The sequence below is a fragment of the Serratia sp. CY33525 genome (genome assembly GCF_052169115.1).
Taxonomy (GTDB): domain Bacteria; phylum Pseudomonadota; class Gammaproteobacteria; order Enterobacterales; family Enterobacteriaceae; genus Serratia; species Serratia sarumanii.
Genome location: NZ_JBJNLK010000001.1, coordinates 461,827 through 485,826, shown reverse-complemented (window position 1 = coordinate 485,826; position 24,000 = coordinate 461,827). Strand labels below are relative to the sequence as shown.

Annotated in this window: 16 protein-coding genes; 9 read left to right on the top strand and 7 right to left on the bottom strand. The window is 63.0% G+C overall.

Translation table 11 applies throughout. The features are described 5' to 3' along the window. Positions 1-113: 113 nt before the first annotated feature. Positions 114-2,243: a TonB-dependent receptor PqqU gene (pqqU, locus tag ACJ8IM_RS02320; RefSeq protein WP_033653559.1), complete on the bottom strand. Its 2,130-nt coding sequence runs from the start codon at positions 2,241-2,243 to the stop codon at positions 114-116. Positions 2,244-2,771: 528 nt separating this feature from the next. On the opposite strand from pqqU, the gene ACJ8IM_RS02315 reads away from it, so the two are divergent. Together ACJ8IM_RS02315 and ACJ8IM_RS02310 are read left to right on the top strand one after the other, a co-directional pair. Beyond that, positions 2,772-12,788 (top strand): non-ribosomal peptide synthetase, encoded by a 10,017-nt coding sequence (locus ACJ8IM_RS02315; protein WP_101455508.1) that lies wholly within the window; start codon positions 2,772-2,774, stop codon positions 12,786-12,788. Between the two features lie 130 nt (positions 12,789-12,918). Then, positions 12,919-13,908, top strand: a complete 990-nt coding sequence (locus ACJ8IM_RS02310; protein WP_033653562.1) for an aldo/keto reductase — start codon at positions 12,919-12,921, stop codon at positions 13,906-13,908. Here the strand turns inward: ACJ8IM_RS02310 and ACJ8IM_RS02305 are convergent. Next, a complete protein-coding gene (locus tag ACJ8IM_RS02305) occupies positions 13,905-14,798 on the bottom strand; it encodes a LysR family transcriptional regulator (RefSeq protein WP_033653563.1) in 894 nt (297 codons plus the stop codon). The two genes, ACJ8IM_RS02310 and ACJ8IM_RS02305, sit on opposite strands and share 4 nt — an antisense overlap. Positions 14,799-14,969: 171 nt before the next feature. Here ACJ8IM_RS02305 and ACJ8IM_RS02300 point away from each other — a divergent pair, with 171 nt between their 5' ends. Next, positions 14,970-15,365 carry a (R)-mandelonitrile lyase gene (locus ACJ8IM_RS02300; RefSeq protein WP_033653564.1) on the top strand — a complete coding sequence of 132 codons (396 nt, stop codon included), beginning with the start codon at positions 14,970-14,972 and terminating at the stop codon, positions 15,363-15,365. A 6-nt stretch (positions 15,366-15,371) separates the two neighbouring features. Here the strand turns inward: ACJ8IM_RS02300 and ACJ8IM_RS02295 are convergent, their stop codons facing one another. Both ACJ8IM_RS02295 and gabD read right to left on the bottom strand, forming a co-directional pair. Then, the gene (locus ACJ8IM_RS02295) at positions 15,372-15,743 is read right to left on the bottom strand and encodes a glyoxalase superfamily protein (RefSeq protein WP_033653565.1); all 372 of its coding nucleotides are present in this window, start codon (positions 15,741-15,743) and stop codon (positions 15,372-15,374) included. 117 nt (positions 15,744-15,860) lie between these two features. Next, positions 15,861-17,336 (bottom strand): NADP-dependent succinate-semialdehyde dehydrogenase, encoded by a 1,476-nt coding sequence (gene gabD / locus ACJ8IM_RS02290; RefSeq protein ID WP_033653566.1) that lies wholly within the window; start codon positions 17,334-17,336, stop codon positions 15,861-15,863. Between the two features lie 214 nt (positions 17,337-17,550). On the opposite strand from gabD, the gene ACJ8IM_RS02285 reads away from it, so the two are divergent. Beyond that, on the top strand, positions 17,551-17,766 hold the full coding sequence (locus ACJ8IM_RS02285; RefSeq protein ID WP_033647872.1) for a glycogen synthase: 216 nt from the start codon (positions 17,551-17,553) through the stop codon (positions 17,764-17,766). A gap of 38 nt (positions 17,767-17,804) precedes the next feature. On the opposite strand, the gene ACJ8IM_RS02280 is transcribed toward ACJ8IM_RS02285, so the two are convergent. Both ACJ8IM_RS02280 and ACJ8IM_RS02275 read right to left on the bottom strand, forming a co-directional pair. Beyond that, complete coding sequence (locus ACJ8IM_RS02280; RefSeq protein WP_033653567.1) at positions 17,805-18,719, bottom strand: pyridoxamine 5'-phosphate oxidase family protein; 915 nt, start codon at positions 18,717-18,719, stop codon at positions 17,805-17,807. Positions 18,720-18,723: 4 nt separating this feature from the next. Beyond that, positions 18,724-19,341 (bottom strand): glutathione S-transferase family protein, encoded by a 618-nt coding sequence (locus ACJ8IM_RS02275; protein WP_033653568.1) that lies wholly within the window; start codon positions 19,339-19,341, stop codon positions 18,724-18,726. Positions 19,342-19,438: 97 nt separating this feature from the next. Between ACJ8IM_RS02275 and ACJ8IM_RS02270 the strand changes: the two genes are divergently transcribed. From ACJ8IM_RS02270 to ACJ8IM_RS02250, 5 genes are all read left to right on the top strand, one after another. Continuing rightward, the gene (locus ACJ8IM_RS02270; RefSeq protein ID WP_033647869.1) at positions 19,439-20,350 is read left to right on the top strand and encodes a LysR family transcriptional regulator; all 912 of its coding nucleotides are present in this window, start codon (positions 19,439-19,441) and stop codon (positions 20,348-20,350) included. A gap of 147 nt (positions 20,351-20,497) precedes the next feature. Continuing rightward, a complete protein-coding gene (locus tag ACJ8IM_RS02265; protein WP_033653569.1) occupies positions 20,498-21,295 on the top strand; it encodes an alpha/beta hydrolase in 798 nt (265 codons plus the stop codon). Between the two features lies 1 nt (position 21,296). Beyond that, positions 21,297-21,668, top strand: a complete 372-nt coding sequence (locus tag ACJ8IM_RS02260; RefSeq protein WP_033653570.1) for a RidA family protein — start codon at positions 21,297-21,299, stop codon at positions 21,666-21,668. Positions 21,669-21,726: 58 nt separating this feature from the next. Then, the gene (locus ACJ8IM_RS02255; RefSeq protein ID WP_229601696.1) at positions 21,727-21,885 is read left to right on the top strand and encodes a hypothetical protein; all 159 of its coding nucleotides are present in this window, start codon (positions 21,727-21,729) and stop codon (positions 21,883-21,885) included. A 79-nt stretch (positions 21,886-21,964) separates the two neighbouring features. Then, complete coding sequence (locus ACJ8IM_RS02250; RefSeq protein WP_033653571.1) at positions 21,965-23,362, top strand: amino acid permease; 1,398 nt, start codon at positions 21,965-21,967, stop codon at positions 23,360-23,362. A 38-nt stretch (positions 23,363-23,400) separates the two neighbouring features. On the opposite strand, the gene paaY is transcribed toward ACJ8IM_RS02250, so the two are convergent. Then, on the bottom strand, positions 23,401-23,997 hold the full coding sequence (gene paaY / locus ACJ8IM_RS02245; protein WP_033653572.1) for a phenylacetic acid degradation protein PaaY: 597 nt from the start codon (positions 23,995-23,997) through the stop codon (positions 23,401-23,403). Positions 23,998-24,000: the final 3 nt, after the last annotated feature.

Below are 24,000 nucleotides of genomic sequence, written 5' to 3'. Positions count from 1 at the left end.
TTAGAGATTAAGCCAAATCGGAAAAAACACGCGGTTTCTCCCTAATATTTCAGCGGGAAGCCGCTAGGGTGACGTAAAACCCATCCCGTTTTTTAACCTTAAGGTGCTTTGCCTTATTCAAAGCGGTAAGACAAGGTGGCGCCGCCACCCCAGTTGCGACCCGGCGCCGGCTCGAAATAGCGGCCGTTGCCTTCGTTGACGATCACCGAACCGACGTAACGGCGATCGAACACATTGTCTACCCGGCTGAACACGTCCAGCGCCCAGCGGTTCCAGGTAAAGCGATAACCGGCGTTTACGCCGGCCACGGTGTAAGAGGGCGCCTGCGCGCTGTTGGCGTCGTTAGCCTGAATGTCGCTCATGTAGCGCAGCTCCGCGCCGGCGTGCCAGCCTTCCGGCGGCGCCCAGGCCAGCGAGGCGTAGCCCATATTGCGCGCGATGCCCGGCAGGCGATTGCCGGCGGGGGTACAGCCGGATTTACCGCACATATCGCTGCGGTAGGTGGCGTCCAGCAGCGTCCAGGCCATATTCAGGCGCCAGTCCAGCGCAAACTCCTGATCCAGCGCCAGCTCGAGGCCGCGCCGCCGGGTTTTACCGGCGTTGGCATAGCTGGTGCGCCCGCCGCTGCTTTCCGCCACCACCAGTTCGTTTTCGGTCTCGGTCTGGAACAGGGCGGCGCTCACCAGGCCGTTGCCGAGGCGCAGCTTGCTGCCCAGCTCGACGGTGTCGCTGGTAGACGGCTGCAGGCCGATGTTGAGGCCCGCCTGGCCGTCGGGGCGGTATGAGAGCTCGTTGATGGTGGGGGTTTCAAAGCCGCGGCCGGCGGAGAGATAAAGGTTCCACGCCGGATTGATCTTGTAGTTGAGCGAGCCCATCGGCAGCCACTGGTGGTAGCGCTTGCTGCCGCTGTCGTCGCCGTTGCGCGGCGTGATGTAATAGTCGGTCGAGTCGAAGCTGACCGTGCTGTAGCGCAGGCCGGCATCCAGCGTCCAGTGCGGCGTCAGTTGCCAGGAGGTTTGCAGGTAAGGATCCAGGTTCCAGATGCGGTTCTTCTCGTTGCGCCGCTGGTCGCCTTTCTCGCCGTAGTCCACTGTGCCGTCTCGCAGAATAAAGTTTTCGAACCCCTGCCGGCGTTCGGTCATGGTTTCATAATCCAGACCGCCGATCAGTGTTACCGGTAACGATGCGAGAGTATCCTCATGCTTCCAGCGAGTGTCAATGCCCTGATATTTTCTTTCCAGCACGATCACCCCGCCGGCGTGGGTGGGGTTGAGCTGCGGCCCCATCGGGATCGATTGGTACTGCGTGGTGTGGCGCTCGCCGTGGTAGGCGGTCAGGGTCAGTTCGTCGCGTTCGCTCATCTGGCGTTGATAGCGCAGGCCGGCCTGGGTCTGGTCGAGCGATTTGCGGGTGTTGTATTGATCCGCGCGCGGCGCCTGGCGCGGGTTTTCCTTCCATTCCGCTTCGGTCAGGCCGCCCGGATCGCCGGCGTCAATCGAGACGCTGTTGAACATCAGCGTCAGGGTGCTGACGTCGTCCAGCCGCACGCCGAGCTTGCCGTTGCCGAGGTTTTTCCGCGCGGCGCTGTGATCGCGGTATCCCTGGGTGGTAAAGCGGGTGCCGGAGATGGCGTAGTTGACGTCGCCGGCCTGGGTGCCGTCGCCGGTGGCGCCGGTCGCTTTCACTCCGTAGCGCCAGGTGTTGTCGCTGCCGAAATAGCCGCCGGCTTCCAGCGTCGGCGGCTGGGTGCCGGTAATGGTGTCAACATTGATGACCCCGCCCGAGGCGTTGCCGTACAGCGCGGAATAGGGGCCGCGCAGCACCTCGATGCGTTCGACGGAATTGATGTCGATATTGGAGGTTTGCCCCTGGCCGTCGGGCATAGTGGCGGGAATGCCGTCGACGTACATGCGCACCCCGCGCACGCCGAACATCGAGCGGCTACCGAACCCGCGTATCGACAGCTGCAGATCCTGCGCATAGTTTTGCCGGTTTTGGATCTGCAGGCCCGGCACGCTGCCGAGGTTTTCCGACAGGTTAATCTGCGGCGCGGCGTTGCGCAGGTCTTCGCCGTCGATCACGCTGACGGAGACCGGCGACCCCAGCTCCGTCAATCCGGTGGGTTGCGCCATCACCACCAGGGTGTCGCTGTCTTTTTGCTCCGCCGCCAGGGCCGAGCCGATACAGATCGGCTGTAGCAATAACAGGGTTGCCGGGGTCAAGGCGGGACGTTTTTTATTCATCAGATAATTCTGCCAATAATGCTGAAAGAGTTGCCCGCAAGGGGGCGAAAATAGCCATTTTTGACTCCCTGTACCGGCATTCAAGGGGAAGGAAACTGCATCCTGCAAAGAGTATAGGATATTCCGATATCGTATGCTTTGGAATAGCGCAGCCGAAAGAGGCGTGTTTTCAATTAAGAAAGTTCTCTATTCAATAGCGATGTGCTGGGCGTTTTTAAATTACCCTGACTTATCTTAAACATAATCCTATTCGTTTTTTTAATTTGTTTCTTTCATTTATTTTATTAATGAATGCAATGTGGTTAATCCATTGGTGGAAAATCAAAATAGATTATATCTAATTGTTTTTTATGGTGTTTATTTATTTGTATTTTTGTGGCTTTATTTTTTATAAAAATAAAATAATATTCTCTCTTATCTTTTTTAGGTTTTCAGTTAACAGCTCAATCGTATAACGCGTACGGTATTTATGTCATGCATAAGTATCTATTTATATATTTACGGAATATATTAAAAGGGAATTGATTTATGGACGCGCTCATCGCTTCACCCTATACCCACACATTTTGGAATGAGTACATGCTCAATCCACACTCCTGCGAGTACAACCTGGTGCTGGATCAGACGATTGAGGGAGAATTGGACGTCGGCCGACTGCGCGCGGCGATCGACGGGGTTTGCCGTGACTATATTCTGTTTCACCACGTTCTGGATGACAGCGCCTCGCAATTACGCTGGGTAAGGTCGGCGAAAAAAATTGCGCTGGAAACGCTCGATGCCGATTGCGATGTCGGTAAGTTAATCAACACGCCGTTCGATCTCCGGGAAGGGCCGCTGTGCCGCTTCTACCTGATTGAGCTGGCTCCGCAGCGCTATAACCTGATCATTGTCGTTCATCACATCCTGATCGACGGCCTGTCCGGACAGGAGTTCTACAGCGCCGTTTCTGCCTATTACAATCGCGGCACGGCGGTGACGCCGCCGCAGGCGGATGAAACGGACATCAGCACATTGTACCGGCGCTATGAGGCGGATATCGCGGCGTTGAAACACGAGTTCGGTTCCGCGTCATTCTGGGGCGACATGCTGGCCGAATGCGCCCCGCGCGTGGCGTTGCCTTATCTCCCCGGCGCAGCGGCCGAAGCGCCCGGCGCCGGCGAAGTGCGCTTTGCGTTGCCGTTCGCTGAGTGGCAAGCGCTGAAATCCGGCGTCAGGTATGCCAATCCTTTCCTGATCTTCAAAACGCTGTGGGCGCTGCTGATCGCCCGACAATCTGCGCAGGAAACGGTGCATATCGGTTATCCCATCGCGCCGGAGGGTGGCGAGGCGCTGTTCTTCGGCGCACAGGTCAACACTGCGGTGTTTCCCTTGACACTCGCCCCGGGAGCCACGTTCAATCAGCTGTACCGCGCGACGCTGGCCTACAGCAAAGCGCTCAAGGTGGCTGGCAAGCTGCGGCACAGCCAATTACCGGTTTATGACATGCTGAGCCTCAGTCCGGTGCGTCAGCTGAACGTCAACTTTACCCAGGCTTACCTGAAAGATGCGCCGCTGGCGCTCGAGGGGTGTCGCATTGGCGTCAATCACCGGTTCAATGTCGATCTGGCCGGTTCGGAACTGCTGCTGGAGTATCAGCCCACCGAGCAGGCCTTTGAGTTTCGCCTGCGCTACCGCCCCGATCTGTTCGACGCGACCCAGATGGCGGAGATGGCGGAGCAGTATCTTTGGCTATTGCAGCGCGCGTTAACCGAACCGGATGCGCCGATTGCCGCTTGGCCGCAGCTGACGGCGCAACAGGTTTTGCGCTGCCGCGACGCCTGGGAGAGCGGGCCTGCAACGGCCGATGCGGAAGCGACGCTGCTCGACGGCTTGGCCCGCCAGGCGCGCCGTCACCCGGAACGCATCGCCGTGACCGACGCCAAAGGATCGCTCAGCTACCGCCAGTTGGCGCAGCGCAGCGATCGTTTGGCGCTGCGGCTGCAGGCGGAGTATCAACGGCTGCGCGGCGTGGCCATGCCGCCGGAGACGCTGATCCCGCTGTATCTGCAGCGCAGCGTGGAGGCGGTGGTGGCGATGCTGGCCATCATGAAGGCGGGCGGTGCCTATGTGCCGCTGGATCCCGCCGCGCCGGCGCAGCGGCTGGATTATATCCTGCAAGAGGTGAACAGCCCGATCGTCCTGACTGAAAGCGCGTTGCAGGCCGCGGCGCAGCGATTGGCGCCGGGCGATCTTTGCCTGTCGGCGGATGAACCGCTCGCCGACGCGGACGCCGCGAGCTTGCCGCGTGTGGACGCCCGGCAGTTGGCCTACGTGATTTACACCTCCGGCACCAGCGGGCGGCCGAAGGGCACGCTGTGTGAACACCGGGGCGCGGCCAACATGGTGCTTGGCCATACGCAGCGTTTGTTGCGCAATGAGCCGGATGCGCTCAACTGCCTGCAGTTCGCCTCGCTGGCGTTTGACGCGCACGTCTTTGAGGTGTTCATGGCCCTGGGCAACGGCCACCGGCTGTTCATCGCGAGCGAAGCGCAGCGACGAGATCCGGCGTTGTTGTGCGAACAGATGGCGGCCTGGTGCATCGAGGCCTGCTTCCTGCCGCCGGCGCTGCTTGGCACCTTCCCTGAATTGCCGGCTTCGGTGCGCTATCTCGCGACCGGCGGCGAGGCGAGCGCGCAGGAAGCGCTCGACCATTACCTGGCCCGCGGCATGCAGGTCGCCAACATGTATGGCCCGACCGAAGCTTCGGTCAGCGCCAGCCTGAATATTTATCGCCGCAACGGCGCGCGCAATATCGGCCACGCCATCGCCAACATGCGTTGCTATGTGGTTGACGAGCACGATAACTTGCTGCCGCTGGGGGCGGAAGGCGAGCTGTGCCTGGCCGGTGTCGGCCTGGCGCGCGGATACCTGAACCTGCCGACGTTGACGGAGGCCGCGTTCACCGCCAATCCTTTTGAACTGCGTGAACCGTACCGGCGCCTGTACCGCACCGGCGACAGAGTGCGGCGCTTGGCCGACGGCAGTCTGGAGTACCTCGGACGGCACGATCAGCAAATCAAGATCAACGGCTATCGCATCGAATTGGGCGAGATAGAAATGCAGCTGCGCGCGCTGCCTGGGGTGGCCGAGGCGGTGGTGAGCCTGCGTCCCGGCACTACGGACCAGCTGGCGGCCTGGTATGTGCCGCAACCTGGCGCGGAGCCGGAGGCCGGCGACATCTTGCAACGGCTGGCGGCGCAGCTGCCGCACTACATGTTGCCCTCGGCGATGCGGGCGCTGGCGGCGCTGCCGCTGACGGTGAGCCGCAAGGTCGATTACCGGGCATTGCCGGAACCGTTGCCGATCGAGCCGCAAACGGCGTTTCGCCGGCCGTGTTCGCCGCTGGAGATTCGCCTGTCGGCACTGTTCAATCGGCTGCTGGGGGGCGATGTCGGCGTGGATGACAACTTCTTCCGCCTCGGCGGCAACTCCATGATGGCGATCAGGCTGTGCCACGAAGTGAATAAACTGCCGGGGGCGAAGATCTCGGTGCTAACGTTGAATCAGCACCCGACGGTGGCCGCGCTGAGCGAGCACATCGCTGCCCAGCGTCAGGCGCCGCCGGACGAGCTGCCGATTCTCCCCGGCGGGCTGCGGGAGGCGCCGCTGTCGCTTCAGCAGTCGCGGCTGTGGTTTGTTCAGCAACTGTCGGTGAACGCCACGCATTATCTGTCGCCGGTGCTGCTGCGGCTGTCGCCGGATATCGATGACGAACGTTTTGCGCAGTGCCTGCAGGCGATCGTCGAGCGCCACCAGATCTTGCGCAGCCTGATTCGCCAGAATGATCGGGGCGAAGCCAGCCAGTGGGTTAGCGACACCGCGCTGCCGGTGCCTGTGCTGGCGCTGAGCGCCGATGAATTTGACGCCGCGCTGACGCAAGCCTGCAGCCAGCCGATGGATTTGACGCGCGAGCTGCCGCTGCGCGCCACGCGCTACCGTTACCGCGATGCGGCGGAGCGGGAAACGACCGTTTGCCTGTTGGTGTTCCATCACATCGTCTTTGACGGCTGGTCGCTTGAGGTGCTGCTGCAGGAGCTGGACGCGCGCTATCGCGGCACGTGGCGTGAGGCGACAGAGCCGGCGTTGCAATACCTCGACTATGCGCGCTGGCAACAAGCGCCGGAAAATGTGCAGCGCCGGGCGGAAGAATTGGCCTTTTGGCGGCAAGCGCTGGCAGGTTGCCAGCAACTCTCGCTGCCGTTGGACTTTTTGCGGCCGGCGGTCTTCGACGAGCGCGGCGACAACAGCGAAGTGCCGTTGCCGGCGGCGCTGGTGAAGGCGCTGGATGCGCTGGCGCGCAGAGAGGGGGTGACGCTGCATGCGGTGATGCTGGCGGGGTTCATGTTACTGCTGTCCCGCTACAGCGGCCAGAACGATGTCATGGTCGGCACGCCGTTGGCCAACCGCAGCCGCCCTGAACTGGAGAATCTGATCGGGTTCTTCGTCAATACGCTGCCTTTGCGCCGGCAGATTGACCCGCGCCATCGCGTCGTGGAGTTTGTGCGGCAGGTCGCGGCCACGACGCTGCAGGCGCAGCAGCATCAGACGCTGTCGCTGGAAGCGCTGGTGGACGACCTGGCGCTGCCGCGCGATTTTTCGCGCCATCCGCTGTTCCAGGTCATGTTCGCGCTGGAGAACGAAGGCGGCGCACTGGCGCGCCCGGACTGGCTGTCGGTGGTCGATCTGAGCGCTTATGAACGCACCGCCAAGTTTGATCTTACGCTCACGCTGACGCCGCAGGGGGAGCAGATGCGCGCGCGCTTCAACTTCGCTTCGGCGCTGTTCAGCAAAGCGTCGATGGATCGGTTGGCCGGCTACTATCTCGCCGTGTTGCAGCAGATGGCGCACCACGACGACTGGCCGCTGGAAAATATCCGTCTGCAACCGCAGAGTCAGGCGCTGCCGGCGTCGCCCGCCTTCGGCTATGCGTTTGAACGCAGCCTGCAACAGGACTTCGTGCAGCATGCGCGGCGCAATCCGCAGGCCGTGGCGGTTGTCGACGAGCAGGGCGAGATGACTTACGGCGAGCTGCACGCGGCGGCGCTGACGCTTGCCACTCAGCTGCGCGTGCAAGGGCGGATGACCGGTGACGCCATCGCCGTCATCGCCGACAAGGGGCGCCGGCAACCGGTAGCCCTGCTGGCGGCGCTGATGTGCGGCAAGGCGTTTTTGCCGATGGAGGCGGCATGGCCGCCGCAGCGCCGGCTGAACGTGATGGCGCAGGCCGGCATCAATACGCTGCTCAGCGATGCGCCCTGGGCCTGCGACGAGATCAATCTGATCGAACTGAATGCCGCAGGGCTGGCGGCGCAGCTGCCGCTGCCGGAACAGCGCCTGCCGGCGCTGGACGCCGGGCCCGACAGCCTGGCCTATATCATTTTCACCTCGGGATCGACCGGCACACCGAAAGGCGTGGCGATCGAACATCGCAGCGCGGTGAATATGCTGGAAGGCGTGCGGCGGTATTTCGGCCTCAACGAGCGGGATCGCAGCCTGGCCCTCAGCGCGTTGAGCTTCGATCTGGCGATCTTCGACATTTTCAGCCCGTTGAGCGCCGGCGGCGCGGTCGTAATGCCAGCCGAGCGGGATCGGACCAATCCGCAGGCCTGGTATCAGCTGATGATGACCCATCGGGTGACGCAATGGCTGAGCGCACCGGCGCTGATGGAGCTGTTGCTGGATTATGTGAACGGGGCGGGGTTGACGGCCGGGCCGGCACCGGCGCTGCGGGCGGTGATGGTGGGGGGCGACTGGATCGCCACCTCACTGCCGGAACGCTGCCTGGCCTGGGCGCCGCACGGCCGTTTTTGCAGCGCCGGCGGCGCTACGGAGGCGGCGATCTTCACCATGCTGTACGAAGTGCCGCGCGGTCAGAAAATTCGGTCGGTCAGCATTCCTTACGGCAAACCGTTGCCGCACCAGCGTTGCTATATCCTGGATGCCGGGCGGCGGCCCGCCGCGCCGGGTGTCCGAGGCGAAATCTATCTGGCGGGGGAAGGCCTGGCGCGCGGGTATTACGGCGATCCGCAACGCACCGCCGAGAGTTTCTTCTGGCATGACGAGCTGCAGGAGCGGGTGTATCGCACCGGCGATGCGGGCCGATGGCTGGAGGATGGCAACGTGGAGTTTATGGGGCGCCTCGATCAGCAGATCAAACTGAACGGCTATCGCATCGAACTGGGGGAGATAGAACATGCCGCGCTCGCCTATCCGGGCGTGACCGCCTGTTGCTGCGTGCTCGTCACGCAACCGCAGCCCTGCCTGGCCGCGTATTACGTTGCCGATGAGGCGATCGCCCCTCAGGCGCTGGCTCAGCATTTGAGCCGCCAACTGCCTCCTTACATGGTGCCGCAGGCGCTGATGCAGTTGGCGCAGCTGCCGCTGACCGAAAACGGCAAGATAGCGCGACAGGCGTTGCCGCAGCCGGAAAGGGCGGCGCGTGAGTTTGTCGCGGCGCAGGGCGAATGGGAGAACGCCTGTCTGGCGGTGTGGCGCGATTTGCTGCAGCGGCAGGATATCGGCGTGGAGGACAATTTCTTCTCGCTGGGGGGCAACTCTCTTCTGGCTATTCAGGCCTGCTATCAGATCGGCCGGCGGCTGGCGCGTGAGGTCACGCTGAGCGAGCTGGGGCGCTTCCCGACGATCCGCTCGCTGTGCCGCGCGTTGCCGCAACAGGAGCAGGGCGCCGCGCCGGTGTCGATCCCGCCGCTGCGGCAGCGCGAGTATCCGCTCTCTTCTTCACAGCTGCAGCTGTGGTTTATCGAGAATTTGAACGGCGGCGGCAATCTCTACCACGTGCCGATGCTGTTCCGTCTCGGCGACGAGGTGTGCCTGGCGGCTTACGAGCGCAGTTTGCAGGCGGTGGTCGCCCGGCATCAGGTCTTGCACAGCCTGATTGTCCAGATGCCATCCCAAAGCGCCGTCGCCCGCGCCTGTGAACTGACGCTTTCGCTGGAGCGCGTGACGCTGGCGGCGGCGCACTGGCCGGACAGGCTGCGGCAGGATATCGACCGGCCGTTCGCGCTGGGGGCGGAATTGCCGATCCGGGCAGCCGTTTACCGGGTGGCGCAGCCGGATGGCGGGTGGGTGACTTACAGCCTGATTCTGGTGCATCACCTGGCGTTTGACGGCTGGTCGCAGCCGGTGCTGTTGCAGGAGCTGGACGTGCTGTATCAGGCGCAGCGGCAAGGGCAAGAGGCCGGGCTGGCGGCGTTGCCGTTGCACTATGGCGACTATGCCGTCTGGCAACGGCGCTGGCTGGAATCCGCTCAGGCGGATGAGGCGAAGGCGTATTGGCGGCAAGCGCTGGATGGATGGCAGGCGCTGGAAATGCCGCTCGATTTCGTGCGGCCGGCCCGCTTCGATCATCGCGGCGCCAACCACGTCATCGCGCTGCCGGAGGCCCTGACGATGCAGGCGACGCAGTTCGCCCGGCGCCAGGGCGTCACGCCGTTTGCGCTGTATCTCGCGGCCTTTAACCTGCTGCTCGGTTACTTCAGCGGCCAGCAAGATATTCTGGTCGGCACGCCGGTCGCCAACCGGCCGGTGGCGGAGACCCGCTCGGCGATCGGGTTCTTCGTCAACACGCTGCCGCTGCGTTCGCAGATCGACGATGCGGCGTCGCTGAACGACTATGTAAACCGGGTCTTTGACGGCGTGCTGCAGGCGCAACGGCATCAGAATTTGCCGTTGGATCAGCTGATCGAGCTGCTGCAGGTGCCGCGCGATCTGTCGCGCCATCCGCTGTTCCAGGCGCTGTTCGCGCTGGAGGAAGTGGGGGATGCGCCGGCCTGGCTGGCACCACAGGATCTGCTGGCGCACTACCAGGCGGCCAAATTCGATTTGACGCTGAGCATACAGCCGGCGCCGCAGGGCGGCAGGGCGATCTTCAACTATGCCACCGCATTGTTCGCACCGGCCACGCTGGCGCTGTTGGGCGAGTATTATCTGACCATCCTCACGCAGATCGTCAATCACGGGGAGCAGCGCGTCAGCCAGTTGGCGCTGGTCTCGGAGAGCGAAATGGCGCGGCAACGCGCCTTCCATCAATCCTGTCCGCCGGTCTACGATTTTGAGCGTGCCATCCATCATGATTTCATCCGTCAGGCCGAGCGCCATCCGCAACGGCGGGCGATCGTCGATGAATGGGGCGAACTGAGCTACGGTGAGCTGTATCGGCGCGCGCTGACGCTGTCGCTGCAGCTGCGTCAGCACGCGGACATGCGCGCCGATACCATCGCGGTGATGGTGGACAAAGGGCGGGCGCAAATCATTGCGGTGCTGGCGATTCTGATGGCCGGCAAGGCCTATTTGCCGCTGGACGGCGCCTGGCCGGAACGCCGCCGCCTGGATATCGTCGCGCAGTCGCAGACCCGAATTATCCTCAGCAGCCGGGAGTGGGCGACCAGCGGCGAGGCCAGGCTGTTGACCATCGATCCGCAGGGGGCCGTCACGGCGTTACCGCCGGCGGCGCCGGGAGAGCCTGTCTTGCCGGCGCCTTCCGCGCTGGCCTATGTGATTTTCACCTCCGGCTCTACCGGCGCGCCGAAAGGGGTGGCGATAGAACATCGCGGCGCGGTGAACAGCATCATCGATACCTTGCGCCAGCTGGAAATCGGCGCGGACGATCGCGGGTTGGCGCTCAGCGCGCTGAGTTTCGACATTTCGGTGTTCGATATTTTCGGCCTGCTGTCGGTGGGCGGCGCTATCGTGATGCCGTCCGAAACCGAACGCTATCAGCCTGAGGCCTGGCATCGGCTGTTGATGACTCAGGGCGTGACCTTCTGGAACTCCGCGCCTTCGGTGATGACGCTGTTGGTAGAGCAGTTGGAATCCGCCGCGTCGCAGGCGCAGTGGCCGCAGCTGCGCAACGTGGTGCTGGTGGGCGAGGTGATCTCCCGCCAACTGCCGGCGCGCATTCGTCAATGGCGGCCGGGGTGCCGAGTCGTCAGCGCCGGGGGCGCGACCGAGAGCTCCATTTGGTCGATCCTGTACGACATCCCGGAGACGCCGATCCTGGCGCCCAGCGTGCCTTACGGTCAGGCGATGGCCCATCAGCGTTTTTACGTGCTGGATCGTCATCTGCGCGTGCTGCCGCCCTGCTTGCCGGGGGAGCAATACATCGGTGGGATCGGCGTGGCGCGCGGTTATTACCGCAATCCGTCGCTGACCGAAGAGAAATTCATCTACCATCCGGAGCTGGGGGAGCGGCTTTATCGCACCGGCGACGCCGGCCGCTATTTGCCGGACGGCAACCTGGAGTTCCTCGGCCGTATGGATTTTCAGGTGAAAATCAACGGCTACCGCGTTGAACTGGGCGAGGTCGAGCAATGTGCGCTGGCGTTCGGCGCGATCAAATCCTGTTGCGCCGTCGTGCTGTCGGAGGCGCATCGGCAGCGCCTGGCGCTGTATTACGTCAGCGAGGCGCCGCTGGATGAATCGGCGCTGTTGGCCTTTATGAGCGGGCAATTGCCGTTGTACATGCTGCCTGCGGCGCTGATGCGGCTGGAAGCGTTGCCGCACAACTCCAGCGGCAAGCTGGATCGCAAGGCGTTGCCTACGCCTGCGGCGAGCGAACCGCAGGTTTATGTCGCTCCCGCGAACGAGCTGGAACAGCAGCTGTGTGCGCTGTGGCAGGCGGCGCTGCAGTGCGGGCAGGTCGGCATGACGGACGATTTCTTTCTGCTGGGCGGCACCTCGATCAAGGCCATTTCCCTGTGTGTCGGCATGGGCGAATTGATGGCCGCGCCGGTGCCGGTGGTGCAGCTGTTGCAAAGTCGCACGCTGAAAAACCTGTTGGCCGCCAACGAACGCCGCCTGGTCTTGCCGCTTAACCGCTGGGCAGAGGGCGCGCCCGTCGTATGGATGATCCATCCGGCGCTGGTAGGGGCGGAGGCATTCCACGCTTTCGCCCAGCCGCTGCAGGGGCGATTCAACTGCTATGGCGTCGATAACCATAACCTTTACCATCAACCCGCCATCGACTCGCTCGGCGATCTGGCCGAACGGTATCTGAACGAGATGATCGCCGCCGGTCTGCTGCAAGGCGCCGGGCCGGTGCGCATTCTCGGTTGGTCGCTGGGGGGCATTATCGCGTTGGAGATTGCCGCCCGCCTGGAAGCGCGTGGCTGCCGTAACGTGCAACTGTATCTGCTGGACAGCTTCTACCGGCAGGCTACGGCGGAGTTGCCCTTGGATCAGCTGCTGCCGGTGCTGGGCATCGAAGGCGAGGCGGCGACACGCGCCATGGCCGCAGGGCAGGCGGAGCGGCGGCTGTCAGAAGGGCGGCTGAGCCGCAAGCTGCAGACCACCAAGGTGACGCTGTTTAAGGCGACGGAGAGGAACCCGCAGTTGCCGGAGGCGGTTACGGCGCCGCTGCTGGCGGTGGAAGATAATGGGCTTGGCGCCGCCTGCGAGCGGCTGCAGGTCATCCCGCTGGCTTGTCATCACCATAACATCCTGCTGTGTGAGGAGGCGATCGGCCAAGCGCTCAACGATGACGTTTGATTCATGAGCCTGGCTCATAAGCCCAAGCGTATTTCGCCCCATAGTCATGGTGCCAACCGTGTTTTACAGTCATCACACCGGAGCGGCGCCGCGTCAGGCGGCGCCGGTATCAATCAGCGGGAGAGTGAAGATGCAAACACGCAAATTGGGGCGCGAAGGGCTGGAAGTCTCGGCGTTGGGGTTGGGCTGCATGGGGCTGAGTTTTGGCTATGGCCCGGCCACCGACAAACGACAGGCGATCGAGCTGATCCGTGCCGCGGTCGACGAAGGCGTGACGTTCTTCGATACCGCCGAGATTTATGGTCCGTTCACCAACGAGGAATTGTTGGGCGAAGCGCTGGCGCCGGTGCGCGATCGGGTCGTTATCGCCACCAAGTTTGGTTTCGATCTGTCGCAGCCGGCGGGGCAACAGGTGTTGAACAGCCGTCCGGAGCATATTCGCCGGGCGGTGGACGGTTCGCTGAAGCGCCTGCGGGTAGAGACCATCGATCTGCTGTATCAACATCGCGTCGATCCCGAGGTGCCTATCGAGGAGGTGGCCGGGGCGGTGCAGCAACTGATTCGCGAAGGGAAAGTGAAGTACTTCGGCCTGTCGGAAGCCGGAGCGCAAACCATTCGGCGTGCCCACGCAGTGCAGCCGGTCACGGCGCTGCAAAGCGAATATTCGCTGTGGTGGCGCGAGCCGGAGCGTGAAATCTTGCCGACGCTGGCGGAACTGGGCATCGGTCTGGTGCCGTTCAGCCCGCTCGGCAAGGGCTTTCTCACCGGCGCCATCACCGAGGACACCACCTTCGACAGCGGCGATTTTCGCAACCAGGTGCCACGCTTCAGCGCCGAGGCGCGCCGAGCCAACCAGGCGCTGGTGGATGTGCTGGGGCAGATAGCGCAGCGCAAGGGCGCGACGCCGGCGCAGATCGCTCTGGCCTGGCTGCTGGCGCAGCAGCCGTGGATCGTGCCGATCCCGGGAACCACCAAGCGCCATCGTCTGCAAGAAAACCTCGCGGCGGCGGCGGTCGCGTTGGCGGCGGACGAGCTGGGCGAGATTGAGCGCGCGCTTTCCGCTATCGACGTGATCGGCGATCGCTACCCGGCGCATCTGCAGAAAAACGTCGGGCGTTAAGCCCCGCGCCGCAGCGCCTCAATCAGCAGCGCAAAGGCGGTGGTGTGCTGCCTGCGGCTCGGATAATAGAGGTAATAGCCGGGAAACGGCGGGCACCAGTCGTCCAGCGCCATCTGCAGCCGGCCGTCGGCCAGCGGCTCGGCGACGGTATCTTCCGGCACAAAGGCGATGCCGAGGCCGAGCTGCGCGGCGTCGATCCGCTGGCGCAGGCTGTTGAAGGTCAGTTGCCCCTCCACCCGCACTTTGATCTCCCGGCCATCGCGGGCAAATTCCCAGGCGTACAGCCCGCCGAGGGTGGGAAGGCGCATGTTGATGCAGCGATGGTTTTGCAGCGCTTGCGGCGTGGCAGGGAGGCCGTAACGGGCGAAATAGTCAGGGGAGGCGACGGGCACCATGCGCATGTCCGGCCCGATGCGCACCGCCACCATATCCTTCGCCACCTGTTCCCCCAGCCGAATGCCGGCGTCGAATCGCCCGGCGACGATGTCGGTCAGGCTGTTGTCGACGGTGATTTCCACGTTGATATCCGGGTAATCGACGAGAAAAGTGCGCAACACCGGCCACAGCACCGCATCCACCGCGTGTTCGCCGGCGGTGATGCGGATGTTGCCGGCGGGCCGATCGCGCATTTCACCCAGCGCGTTCAGCTCGCTTTCAATCTCCGCAAAGCGCGGGCCGATGCTGTTGAGCAGCCGTTCACCGGCCTCGGTGGGGGCGACGCTGCGGGTGGTGCGGGTGAGCAAGCGCAGCGCCAGGCGTTCTTCCAGCCCGCGAATAGCGTGGCTGAGCGCCGATTGGGAAACCCCAAGCTGCGCCGCCGCTTTGGTGAAGCTGCGCTCCCTGGCCACCATCAGGAAAGCGATCAGATCGTTAAAGTTTTCTTTCAACATATCGGCACCGAAGAGGAAGGTGAGCGCACTGTCGCGCAGATTTATGAATTTAGCTCATAGCTCCTTGCGCATTTTACCCGCTAGTCGCCGGAAAAGCATGGCGCTATCTTGGCATCACGCACTCATGACGATCAGCGCCGGCGGTGAGAGCCGGCGCGGAGGACACGACAGATGAAAATACAACGCAGCGGTTCGATCCCATCACAGCGCGGTTCAGCGGATTATTTTACCGGGCAGGTACGCATCGACGCGCCGTTCGCCGGTGACGCGCCGGCCAGGGTGGGCGGCGCGACCGTCACCTTCGAACCCGGCGCCCGCACGGCCTGGCATACGCATCCGCTCGGCCAGACGCTGATCGTGACTCAGGGGCGCGGTTGGATCCAGATGTGGGGCGAGACCACGCAGGAAATGCACCCCGGCGATCTCGTCTGGATCCCGGCAGGCGTCAAACACTGGCACGGCGCGACGCCGGACACCGCCATGACCCATATCGCCATCGCCGAAGCGGTGGACGGCAGCCCGGTGACCTGGCTGGAGCCGGTCAGCGAGGCGGAGTACCGCCAATAAGGCCGCTCAGGCCTCGTGGCTCTGCTCGCAAAACCGCAGGCGGTTGCCGAACGGATCGGTGAGATTCAGCTCCTTGCCCCAGTCGACAACCTCCACTCCCGGCCGGGCATAGCGGTAGTTTTTGGCCGTGAGCTCCCGGTGCAGCGCGTCGATATCGTGCACCGGGATGAAAAGGGCGGCGCCGGGCGTGCTGTCGCCATGGTGTTCGCTCAGGTGCAGCGTCAATCCGGCACGGCTCACCTGCATGTACAGCGGCAGATCTTCGCTGAAACGGTGCTCCCACGCCAGCGTGAAACCGAGAAAATCCAGATAAAACTCTTTGGCCTTGTCGACCGAAAAGATGCGCAGGATCGGAATGGCGGGGGAGAAGGTGGTCATCGTTGATCTCACTGTTACGGAGGCAATGCCTTTTAACCGCTGAAAAGAGGCCTAAAGGTAGCAAAGACTCTCCAAAACCGCCAGGCAGGGCCCCCGCAGGCGCGGGAGCCCATCGCATCAGGCGCCCAAACCGCCAAGGCACAGGTATTTGATTTCGAGATAGTCTTCGATGCCGTATTTTGAGCCTTCGCGCCCCAAACCGGAGTGCTTCATGCCGCCGAACGGCGCCACCTCGGTGGAGATCAGCCCTTCGTTGATGCCGACGATGCCGTACTCCAGCGCTTCGGCCACGCGCATCACCCGGCCGATGTCGCGGCTGTAGAAGTAAGCGGCCAGGCCGAACGGCGTGTCGTTGGCCAGTTCGACGGCGTCGGCCTCGTGGTTGAAGCGGATCAGGGGCGCCACCGGGCCGAACGTCTCCTCGCGGAAGATTTTCGCCGTGCGCGGCACGTCGGTCAGGATGGTCGGGGTGAAGAAATTGCCGCCCAGCGCGTCAGGCTTGCCGCCCAGCAGCACCGATGCGCCGTGTTCGACGGCGTCGGCGATATGCTCGCGCACTTTCTCCACTGCGTCCGGGTTAATCAGCGGGCCGATGGTGACGCCCTCATCCAGCCCGTTGCCGACTTTCAGCTTGGCGACGGCGGCTTTCAGTTTGGCGGCGAAGGCGTCGTATACGCCGTCCTGCACCAGAAAACGGTTGGTGCAGACGCAGGTCTGGCCGGCGTTGCGGTATTTCGAGGCGACCGCGCCGGCCACGGCGGCGTCCAGATCGGCGTCGTCGAACACGATAAACGGCGCGTTGCCGCCCAGCTCCATGCTGGTTTTCTTGATGGTGGGCGCGCACTGGGCCAGCAGCTGCGCGCCGACTTCGGTGCTGCCGGTGAAGGAGAGTTTACGCACATCCGGGTTGGCGGTGAGTTCGCCGCCGATGCCCTTGCTGGGGCCGGTGATCACGTTGCACACCCCGGCGGGCAGCCCGGCGCGCTCCGCCAGCACGGCGATCGCCAGCGCAGAGAACGGCGTCTGGCTGGCGGGGCGGATCACTCCGGTACAGCCCGCCGCCCAGCCGGGGCCGGCTTTGCGGGTGATCATCGCCGCCGGGAAGTTCCACGGGGTGATGGCGGCGAACACGCCGATCGGCTCTTTCTGCACGATAATGCGGCGACCGGCCTGCGGCTGCGGAATGGTGTCGCCGTAGACCCGCTTGCCTTCCTCGGCGAACCATTCGATAAAGGAGGCGGCATAGGCGATCTCACCGCGGCTTTCAGCCAGCGGTTTACCCTGTTCCGCCGTCATGATGCGCGCCAGATCCTCCTGATTTTCCATCATCAGCTCAAACAGCCGCCGCAGTTTGCCGGCGCGCTCTTTGGCGGTCAGCGCACGCCAGGCGGGCAGCGCCTTCTTGGCGGCGGCGATGGCGCGCGCGGTTTCTTCGGCGCCGAAGGCCGGCACATGGCCAACCAGCTCGCCGTTGGCGGGGTTATGGATGGCGATCGCGTGGCCTGCTTTGGCCGGCAACCATTGCCCGTCGATGTAATTGGCCTCGCGGAACAGCGTGGGGTCCTTGAGGGTAGCGCAGATGCTGGTGCTCATGAGTCTCTTCCTTCTTTGCTGAGTTCAACAGAGTGGTCTATCCCATACGGCTACCCTTTACCCTAGCAAACTTTGCCGCCGCCGTTTGCCCGCGCGGCAACAAGATGATCGTTTTCTTTATGCGCACCTTCTGTACAAAAAATATCCTCCGCCGGGCCGATACTGAAAGAGCAGGCATATGACCCTTTTCGATGTAATTAAAAGGAGTGTGCGGATGATGAAATCAGTGGACAGACATCTCGCGGCCTACGGCAGCGAAATGGATTTTTTGGCGTCGAGCATCGCCCTGATGGAATGGCAAGGGCGGCAGATTGACGCCGGGCAGGTGGCCGGCAATATGTCGGAACAGCAAAGCCGCCTGTTCTTTGCGCGGTTGCGTTATTTTCGTCAGCTTTATCAAGCCGCATCGGCGGCCGAACACAGCCTGTAATCTTCCGATTCAGCCCCGCCGCAGCGGGGCTTTTCATTTCAGCGGCGCCACACCCCGGTCGCCAGCGTCGCCGGCGAATATTCCAGATCGCGTCCCCGCCACGGCAGCGCCGCCGCAAAACGCCAGGCGCGGTGAACGTCAAACCGCCAATAGCGTTCCGCCCCTTCAACGCCGGGATGTCCTTCCGCCTGCCAGAGGATCTGCGTTTTTCCCTGCAGATGCAGCACGTCGCCGCGCTCAAAATCGATGAACAGCAGCGCCGCCCGCGGTTCGGCCAGCAGGTTGCCCAGCGTATTCATATAGCGGTTGCCGCGAAAGTCCGGCATCCACAGCGTGTCGCCTTCCAGATGGATAAAGCCGGGCCGCCCGCCGCGATGGGAAATATCGACGCCGCCCTGCGCCAGTTCCAGGTGCGCGCCGCTGGCGACGAAGCTGGTGTCCGCGGTGCGGATCAGCGCCTGCGCCGCCGCATCGAGCGAAGCTAAATGCTCAACCGGCTGTGGTCGGCTCTCCACCGGGTAGAGTTCGCGGCGCTGAATGTACTGCGGGCAGTTGCCGAAGCTTTGGTGAACGACGATCTCCACCCGGTTTTTGTCGGTGCGGCCGACGATGCCGTTGGCGCGGTTGCGCCGCCGGTTGCTGAAGTCGAGCCCGAGCGCACCGACCGGTTTGCCGGGCAGCAACAGCGCCTGGGCGGGATCGTCGCTGCGGCGCGGCGCGCTGATGCGCAGGTGCGTGTCGTCCGGCGTGCGTAAAAACCCGGGCGGGCCGCTGAACAGGGTGGCGATGGGCCAGCCCTGTTCGTCCAGCGTGGCGACGAACAGGTAGGGCAACGCGGCGAAAAAAGCGCGGTGCTGATCCGGCATCGCGGGGTAGATGCCGCCGCCCACGCGATCGAAACCGGCCAGCGTTTGCGCGCGCAGCTCATCGGGGTGGAACCGTTGCGGGATCATGGCGTCAGCTCGCCGCCGGTTCCGGCAGGGCCGGCATGGCGAAGAAGCCGGGAAGCGCCGCGATGCTCGCCACCCAGCGGCGTATGGCGGGGTAAGGCGCCAGCGAAATGCCGCCTTCGGCCGCGACCGCCACATAGCTGTAGCAGGCCAGATCGGCGATGGTCGCCTGTTCGCCGGCCAGATAGTCGCGCTCGCTCAGGTGCTGCTCCATCTGCGGCAGAAAACGATCGCTGATTGCCCGCGCCGCCTGATAATCCTCCGGCACCGCGAACTGGGCGATCAATCGGCAGGAGGCCGGGCCGTAGCGCACTTCACCGGCGGCTTTGGAAAGCCAGGCCTGCACTCGCGCCGCCGCCGCCGGCTGTTCCGGCAGCCAGTGGCTGTTCGGCGCATAGCGCTTCACCAGATAGACCAGAATGGCGTTGCTGTCGGCCAGCGTCAGATCGCCGTCCTGCAAGACCGGGATCTGGCCGAACGGGTTGAGCCGGCGAAAGGCCGCGCTCTGGCGTACTTCCGCCGAGGCTTCTACCCATTCATAGGGCAGCGCCAGCATGCGCAGCAGCAACGCCACGCGGTGAACGTGGCCGGAAAGCGGGGTGCCGTAGAGGGTGATGGTGGACATGGCGTTTCTCCTCACTGTTTTTTTCAGCATACTCTTGCGGCGAATGAACGGAATCCGGCAATGTGGAAATTGATAATTTCATTTTTCGGAAGAGTCTATGGATCGGTTAGACGAGTTGGCCATCTTCGTGGCGGTGGTGCAGCAGGGCAGTCTGGCGGCGGCCGGGCGCAAACTGCGGCGCTCGGCGCCAGCGATCACCCGGGCGATCGCCGCGCTGGAACAGCGGTTCGGCACCCGACTGGTGGAACGCACCACCCGGCGGCTGGCGCCTACCGAGGCGGGCGTGCGGCTGCTGGAGCGCGCGCAACAGCTGCTGCAGGATTATCAGGCGGTGGTGCAGGATACCGCTGAAGCGCAGCTGAGCGGCTTGCTGCGCGTCACCTCGCCGGTGCAGTTCGGCCGCCGCTACGTGGCGCCGGTGGTGATGGCGTTTCTCGATGATTACCCACAGATGCAGATCGAAATGGTGTTGAACGATCGCAATCTCGATCTGATTGACGAAGGATTGGATATCGCGGTGCGCATCGGTCATCTGCAGGACTCTTCGCGCGTGGCGCGGCGGCTGGGGCAGGTCAGCCGGGTGACGGTCGCCAGCCCGGCTTACCTGGCGCGCTGCGGCGAGCCGCGCTCGCCGGCGCAACTGGCGGAGCACGCCACCATCGTTGGCACCCAGCGGCCGTCGCTGCGCGAATGGCGCTTCGGCCCGCAGGAAAACGGCGAGCGCGTGCGCTTGGCTCCCCGGCTGTTGCTCAACGACGTGGAGGCGCAGCTGCTGGCGGTGCGCGCCGGCAAGGGCATCGCCCGGCTGCTCTCGTATCAGGTAGCGGACGATCTGGCCGCCGGCACGCTGGTACGGCTGCTGGCGGACCATGAACCGTTGCCGATGCCGGTACAGCTGGTGGCGCAGCAGGCGCAGCGCATGCCGCTGAAGGTGCGCGCCTTTTGGGATTATGCGTTTGAACGGCTCAGCGCATTGCCGCAAATTCAGCCGGACGGGCGGGGAAAATAAGCGCGAAAAGTTTCATGGGTTAAACTTTTTCGCCGCCTGTCTCATTTTATTTTACCGGGCGCGCATTGCTGATGCGCCCATCTTGACAATAATGTTGCCGGTGCTAATAGTTAATTCATATCTTAAATAATAAACGAAGTTTAATATATGAAACAACTTGCGGGGAGCTATGACAACGGCGCCACGGTGGATAATGAAGACGCTATTTTGACTTCATTTCAAACTCGCAGCGCGGCTATTTATCATCAGGCGAAGCATGAAAAGAATATTGCGTATGGCGAAAGCGAACGCGAGACGATTGATTGGCTTTATTCTGCAAAGCAGCACCAGGGCACGTTAGTTTTTATTCACGGCGGCTATTGGCAATGCTGCGATAAGGCGGATTTCGCCTTTATCGCCGCCGGGCCGTTGGCGTTGGGTTTTGACGTGGTGCTGGTGGAATATGCGCTGGCGCCGGCGGTTAATCTTGACGCCATTTGTCGCCAGGTGGGGGCGGCGCTTGATGCTATTCAGCGCCGTCTGCCGCCGCACTATGCCCATCCGGTGCATTTGTGCGGCCATTCCGCCGGCGGGCATCTGGCGGCGTTTTGGCAGCGGCATGCGTTGGTGGATGCGGTCTTTCCCGTCAGCGGCCTGTTCGAACTGGCGCCGCTGCAAGAGAGCTATGTCAACCGGGCGCTGCAGCTGACCGCGCGGCAGATTGAAACGCTCAGCCCGGCGCGCCGGCTGCCGGCGCGCAGTAAGCCGCTCACGTTGTATTACGGCGCTGATGAGCTGCCGGAACTGATCGGCCAGTCGCAGCACTATCACGCGGCGCTGCGCCAAGGCGGGCTGCCGGCCGATCTGGTCGCGGTGCCCGGCGCCAATCATTTCACCATTCTGGATGCGTTGTTCGCCGCCGACGGCGCGCTGCTTCGCCAACTTGACCACCACGGGAACCACTGACATGCGCGAGATCGTAGAAACCGGGCTGCCGGAGATCGGCCAGCCTTTTTCCTGGGCTACCCGGGGCGGCGGCATGCTGTTTACCGCCCACGGCCCGGTGCGGGCGGACGGCAGCATCGAGACCGGCGCGCCTGAGCAACAGATTGCGCTAACCTTCGACAACCTGGCCCAGACGCTGAAGGCGGCGGGCAGCCACAGCGATAAGGTGCTGCAGGTAATGGTTTATCTCACCGACGTTAACGACGTTAAATTGCTCGATGATATTTACCGGAAATACTTTAATTATCCTTATCCCAATCGCTCCACGGTTATTGTCGATAAATTGGTGGTGCCGGGAATGAAAATAGAAATTACCGTCAGCGCCATCGCCTGATTTAATTTCTCATTAAGTCCGTCTTCATATTAATTCAATAACGAGTTAAGGATGCGTCATGTTTAAACAGATTGCACCTTCCGCGGCCGATTCTGTTCCATCGCTGATGGGAGTCTATTTGCAGGATCCCAATCCGCAAAAAGTGGATTTGGGCATTGGCCTCTATTACGACCGGCAGAATGATTTTCGCCCGGCCGCATGCACTTGTCGGGGCTAAACCCCGGCAATATCGACTACGTGACCGCCGCCATTCTCGACGTCACCCGTACCGTCTAACTTCGCCCGGGAACCCAGCCATGCCACAGATGAATGATTTTGAGCATATCGCCCGCCGTCAGGGCGGGTTGAACAAGCATCTTACCGCCGGGCAGATGTCGATGCTGGCGATCGGCGGCGCCATCGGCACCGGGCTGTTTCTCGGCAGTGCCTACGCCATTCAGATGGCGGGGCCGGCGGTATTGCTGAGCTACCTGATCGGCGGCGTTATTGCGCTGCTGTTGATGGGCAGCCTGGCGGAAATGACCTCCGAACACCCGACGCCCGGCTCGTTCGGCGACTACGCCGAATTCTATCTCGGCCCGCTGTTCGGTTTTCTGGTGCGTTATTCCTACTGGTCTTGCGTGGTGCTGGCGGTGGGCACCGAAGTTACCGCCATCGGCATGTACATGCAGTTCTGGTTCCCGGCGACGCCGACCTGGCCGTGGGTGCTGCTGTTCTCGGCGGCGGTGATCGTCGTCAATGTGATCGGAGTGAAGTCGTTCGGCCAGGTGGAATACGCGCTGTCCACCGTCAAAGTGACGGCGATCGTGGCGTTCATTCTGATCGGTCTCGGCATGCTGGCGTTCTCGGGCAACCCGGCCTACGGCCTGCGCAACCTGACCGCCGGCGGCTTCATGCCGTTTGGCATCAAGGGCATGTGGTTCGCAACGATCGTGTCCATCTTCAGCTACCTGAGCATTGAAATGATCGCGGTGGCCGCCGGCGAGGCGAAAAATCCGGTGATTGCGGTGAAGGCGGCGTTCAAGGGCACCCTCGTGCGGCTGTTCATCTTCTACATGCTGTCGATCGCTCTGATGCTGGCCATCGTGCCCTGGCGCCAGTCCGGCACCGGTGAAAGCCCGTTCCTGATGGCGATGAACGTCATCCATCTGCCCGCCGCCGCCGGTATTTTCAACTTTATCGTGCTGGTGGCGGCGCTGTCGGCGATGAACAGCCAGCTGTATATCACCACCCGCATGATGTTCTCGCTGTCGCGCGCCGGGCAGGCGCCGGCGGCATTGGGGCGCGTTAGCCGGCGCGGCATTCCGGTCAATGCGCTGGCGATGTCGTGCATCGGCATCGTGGTGTCTATCGTGCTGAGCCTGGTGGCGCCGGAAACCTCGTTTGCCGCCATGATGTCCATTTCGGTGTATGGCGCCTGCTTTACCTGGCTGATGATTTTCGTCACCCACCTGTTCTTCCGCCGCCGGCACCGGCAGACCCACCTGAAATTCCGCATGTGGGGGTTCCCCTATACCACCTTGCTGGGCGCCGGGCTGATGGCGGCGCTGATGATCTCGACCGCGTTTACCGAATTCTTCCGCATGACGCTGTGGTTCGGTATTCCGTTCACCTTGCTGCTGGTGGCGGCCTACCGCTTCCAAAGCCGCCGCGCGGCGGCGCCGTCGCCGTTCAAGGCGCCGGAGGTGGAGTAATGCGGGAGAGGGGCTGAGGCGCGCCTCAGCCCCGGGGATTACAGCTGGCTTTTCGGGATCAGGTGGTCGCCGAAGCTCAGGCGCTGGCGGCCCGGTTCGATTTCGGTCAGCGGCGCCACTTCGCGCAGCGAGGATTTGCAGCGCTGAACCAGATCCTGATATTCGCGGGTGCCGGCGATCTTCCAGGCCAGTTCTTGCTCGGTCAGATCGCGCAACACGCGCGCCGGGCTGCCGACCACCAGCTTGTTGGCTTCGAGAATCGCCGCGGCTTTGACGAACGCCATCGCGCCGACGATGGTGTTCTCGCCGATCTCCGCGCCGTCCATCACCACCGCATTCATGCCCACCATCGCATTGCGGCGAATGCGGCAGCCGTGCAGGATGGCGCCATGCCCGATATGGCCGTCTTCTTCCACCACCGTGTCCTGCTGCGGGAAGCCGTGCATCACGCAGTTGTCCTGAATGTTGGCGCCGTCGCAGATCACCAGGCGGCCAAAATCGCCGCGCAGGCTGGCGTTCGGGCCGATGTACACGTGTTTGCCGACGATCACGTCGCCGATCAGCACCGCCGTCGGGTGCACGTAACTGCTGGGGTCAACGACCGGCGTCAGGCCGTCAATCTGATACACAGGCATAGC

Bases quoted from the DNA above. Each gene is read 5' to 3' on its own strand.
- pqqU (WP_033653559.1), bottom strand. From the start codon at position 2,243: ATGAATAAAAAACGTCCCGCCTTGACCCCGGCAACCCTGTTATTGCTA.
- ACJ8IM_RS02315 (WP_101455508.1), top strand. From the start codon at position 2,772: ATGGACGCGCTCATCGCTTCACCCTATACCCACACATTTTGGAATGAG.
- ACJ8IM_RS02310 (WP_033653562.1), top strand. From the start codon at position 12,919: ATGCAAACACGCAAATTGGGGCGCGAAGGGCTGGAAGTCTCGGCGTTG.
- ACJ8IM_RS02305 (WP_033653563.1), bottom strand. From the start codon at position 14,798: ATGTTGAAAGAAAACTTTAACGATCTGATCGCTTTCCTGATGGTGGCC.
- ACJ8IM_RS02300 (WP_033653564.1), top strand. From the start codon at position 14,970: ATGAAAATACAACGCAGCGGTTCGATCCCATCACAGCGCGGTTCAGCG.
- ACJ8IM_RS02295 (WP_033653565.1), bottom strand. From the start codon at position 15,743: ATGACCACCTTCTCCCCCGCCATTCCGATCCTGCGCATCTTTTCGGTC.
- gabD (WP_033653566.1), bottom strand. From the start codon at position 17,336: ATGAGCACCAGCATCTGCGCTACCCTCAAGGACCCCACGCTGTTCCGC.
- ACJ8IM_RS02285 (WP_033647872.1), top strand. From the start codon at position 17,551: ATGATGAAATCAGTGGACAGACATCTCGCGGCCTACGGCAGCGAAATG.
- ACJ8IM_RS02280 (WP_033653567.1), bottom strand. From the start codon at position 18,719: ATGATCCCGCAACGGTTCCACCCCGATGAGCTGCGCGCGCAAACGCTG.
- ACJ8IM_RS02275 (WP_033653568.1), bottom strand. From the start codon at position 19,341: ATGTCCACCATCACCCTCTACGGCACCCCGCTTTCCGGCCACGTTCAC.
- ACJ8IM_RS02270 (WP_033647869.1), top strand. From the start codon at position 19,439: ATGGATCGGTTAGACGAGTTGGCCATCTTCGTGGCGGTGGTGCAGCAG.
- ACJ8IM_RS02265 (WP_033653569.1), top strand. From the start codon at position 20,498: ATGAAACAACTTGCGGGGAGCTATGACAACGGCGCCACGGTGGATAAT.
- ACJ8IM_RS02260 (WP_033653570.1), top strand. From the start codon at position 21,297: ATGCGCGAGATCGTAGAAACCGGGCTGCCGGAGATCGGCCAGCCTTTT.
- ACJ8IM_RS02255 (WP_229601696.1), top strand. From the start codon at position 21,727: ATGTTTAAACAGATTGCACCTTCCGCGGCCGATTCTGTTCCATCGCTG.
- ACJ8IM_RS02250 (WP_033653571.1), top strand. From the start codon at position 21,965: ATGCCACAGATGAATGATTTTGAGCATATCGCCCGCCGTCAGGGCGGG.
- paaY (WP_033653572.1), bottom strand. From the start codon at position 23,997: ATGCCTGTGTATCAGATTGACGGCCTGACGCCGGTCGTTGACCCCAGC.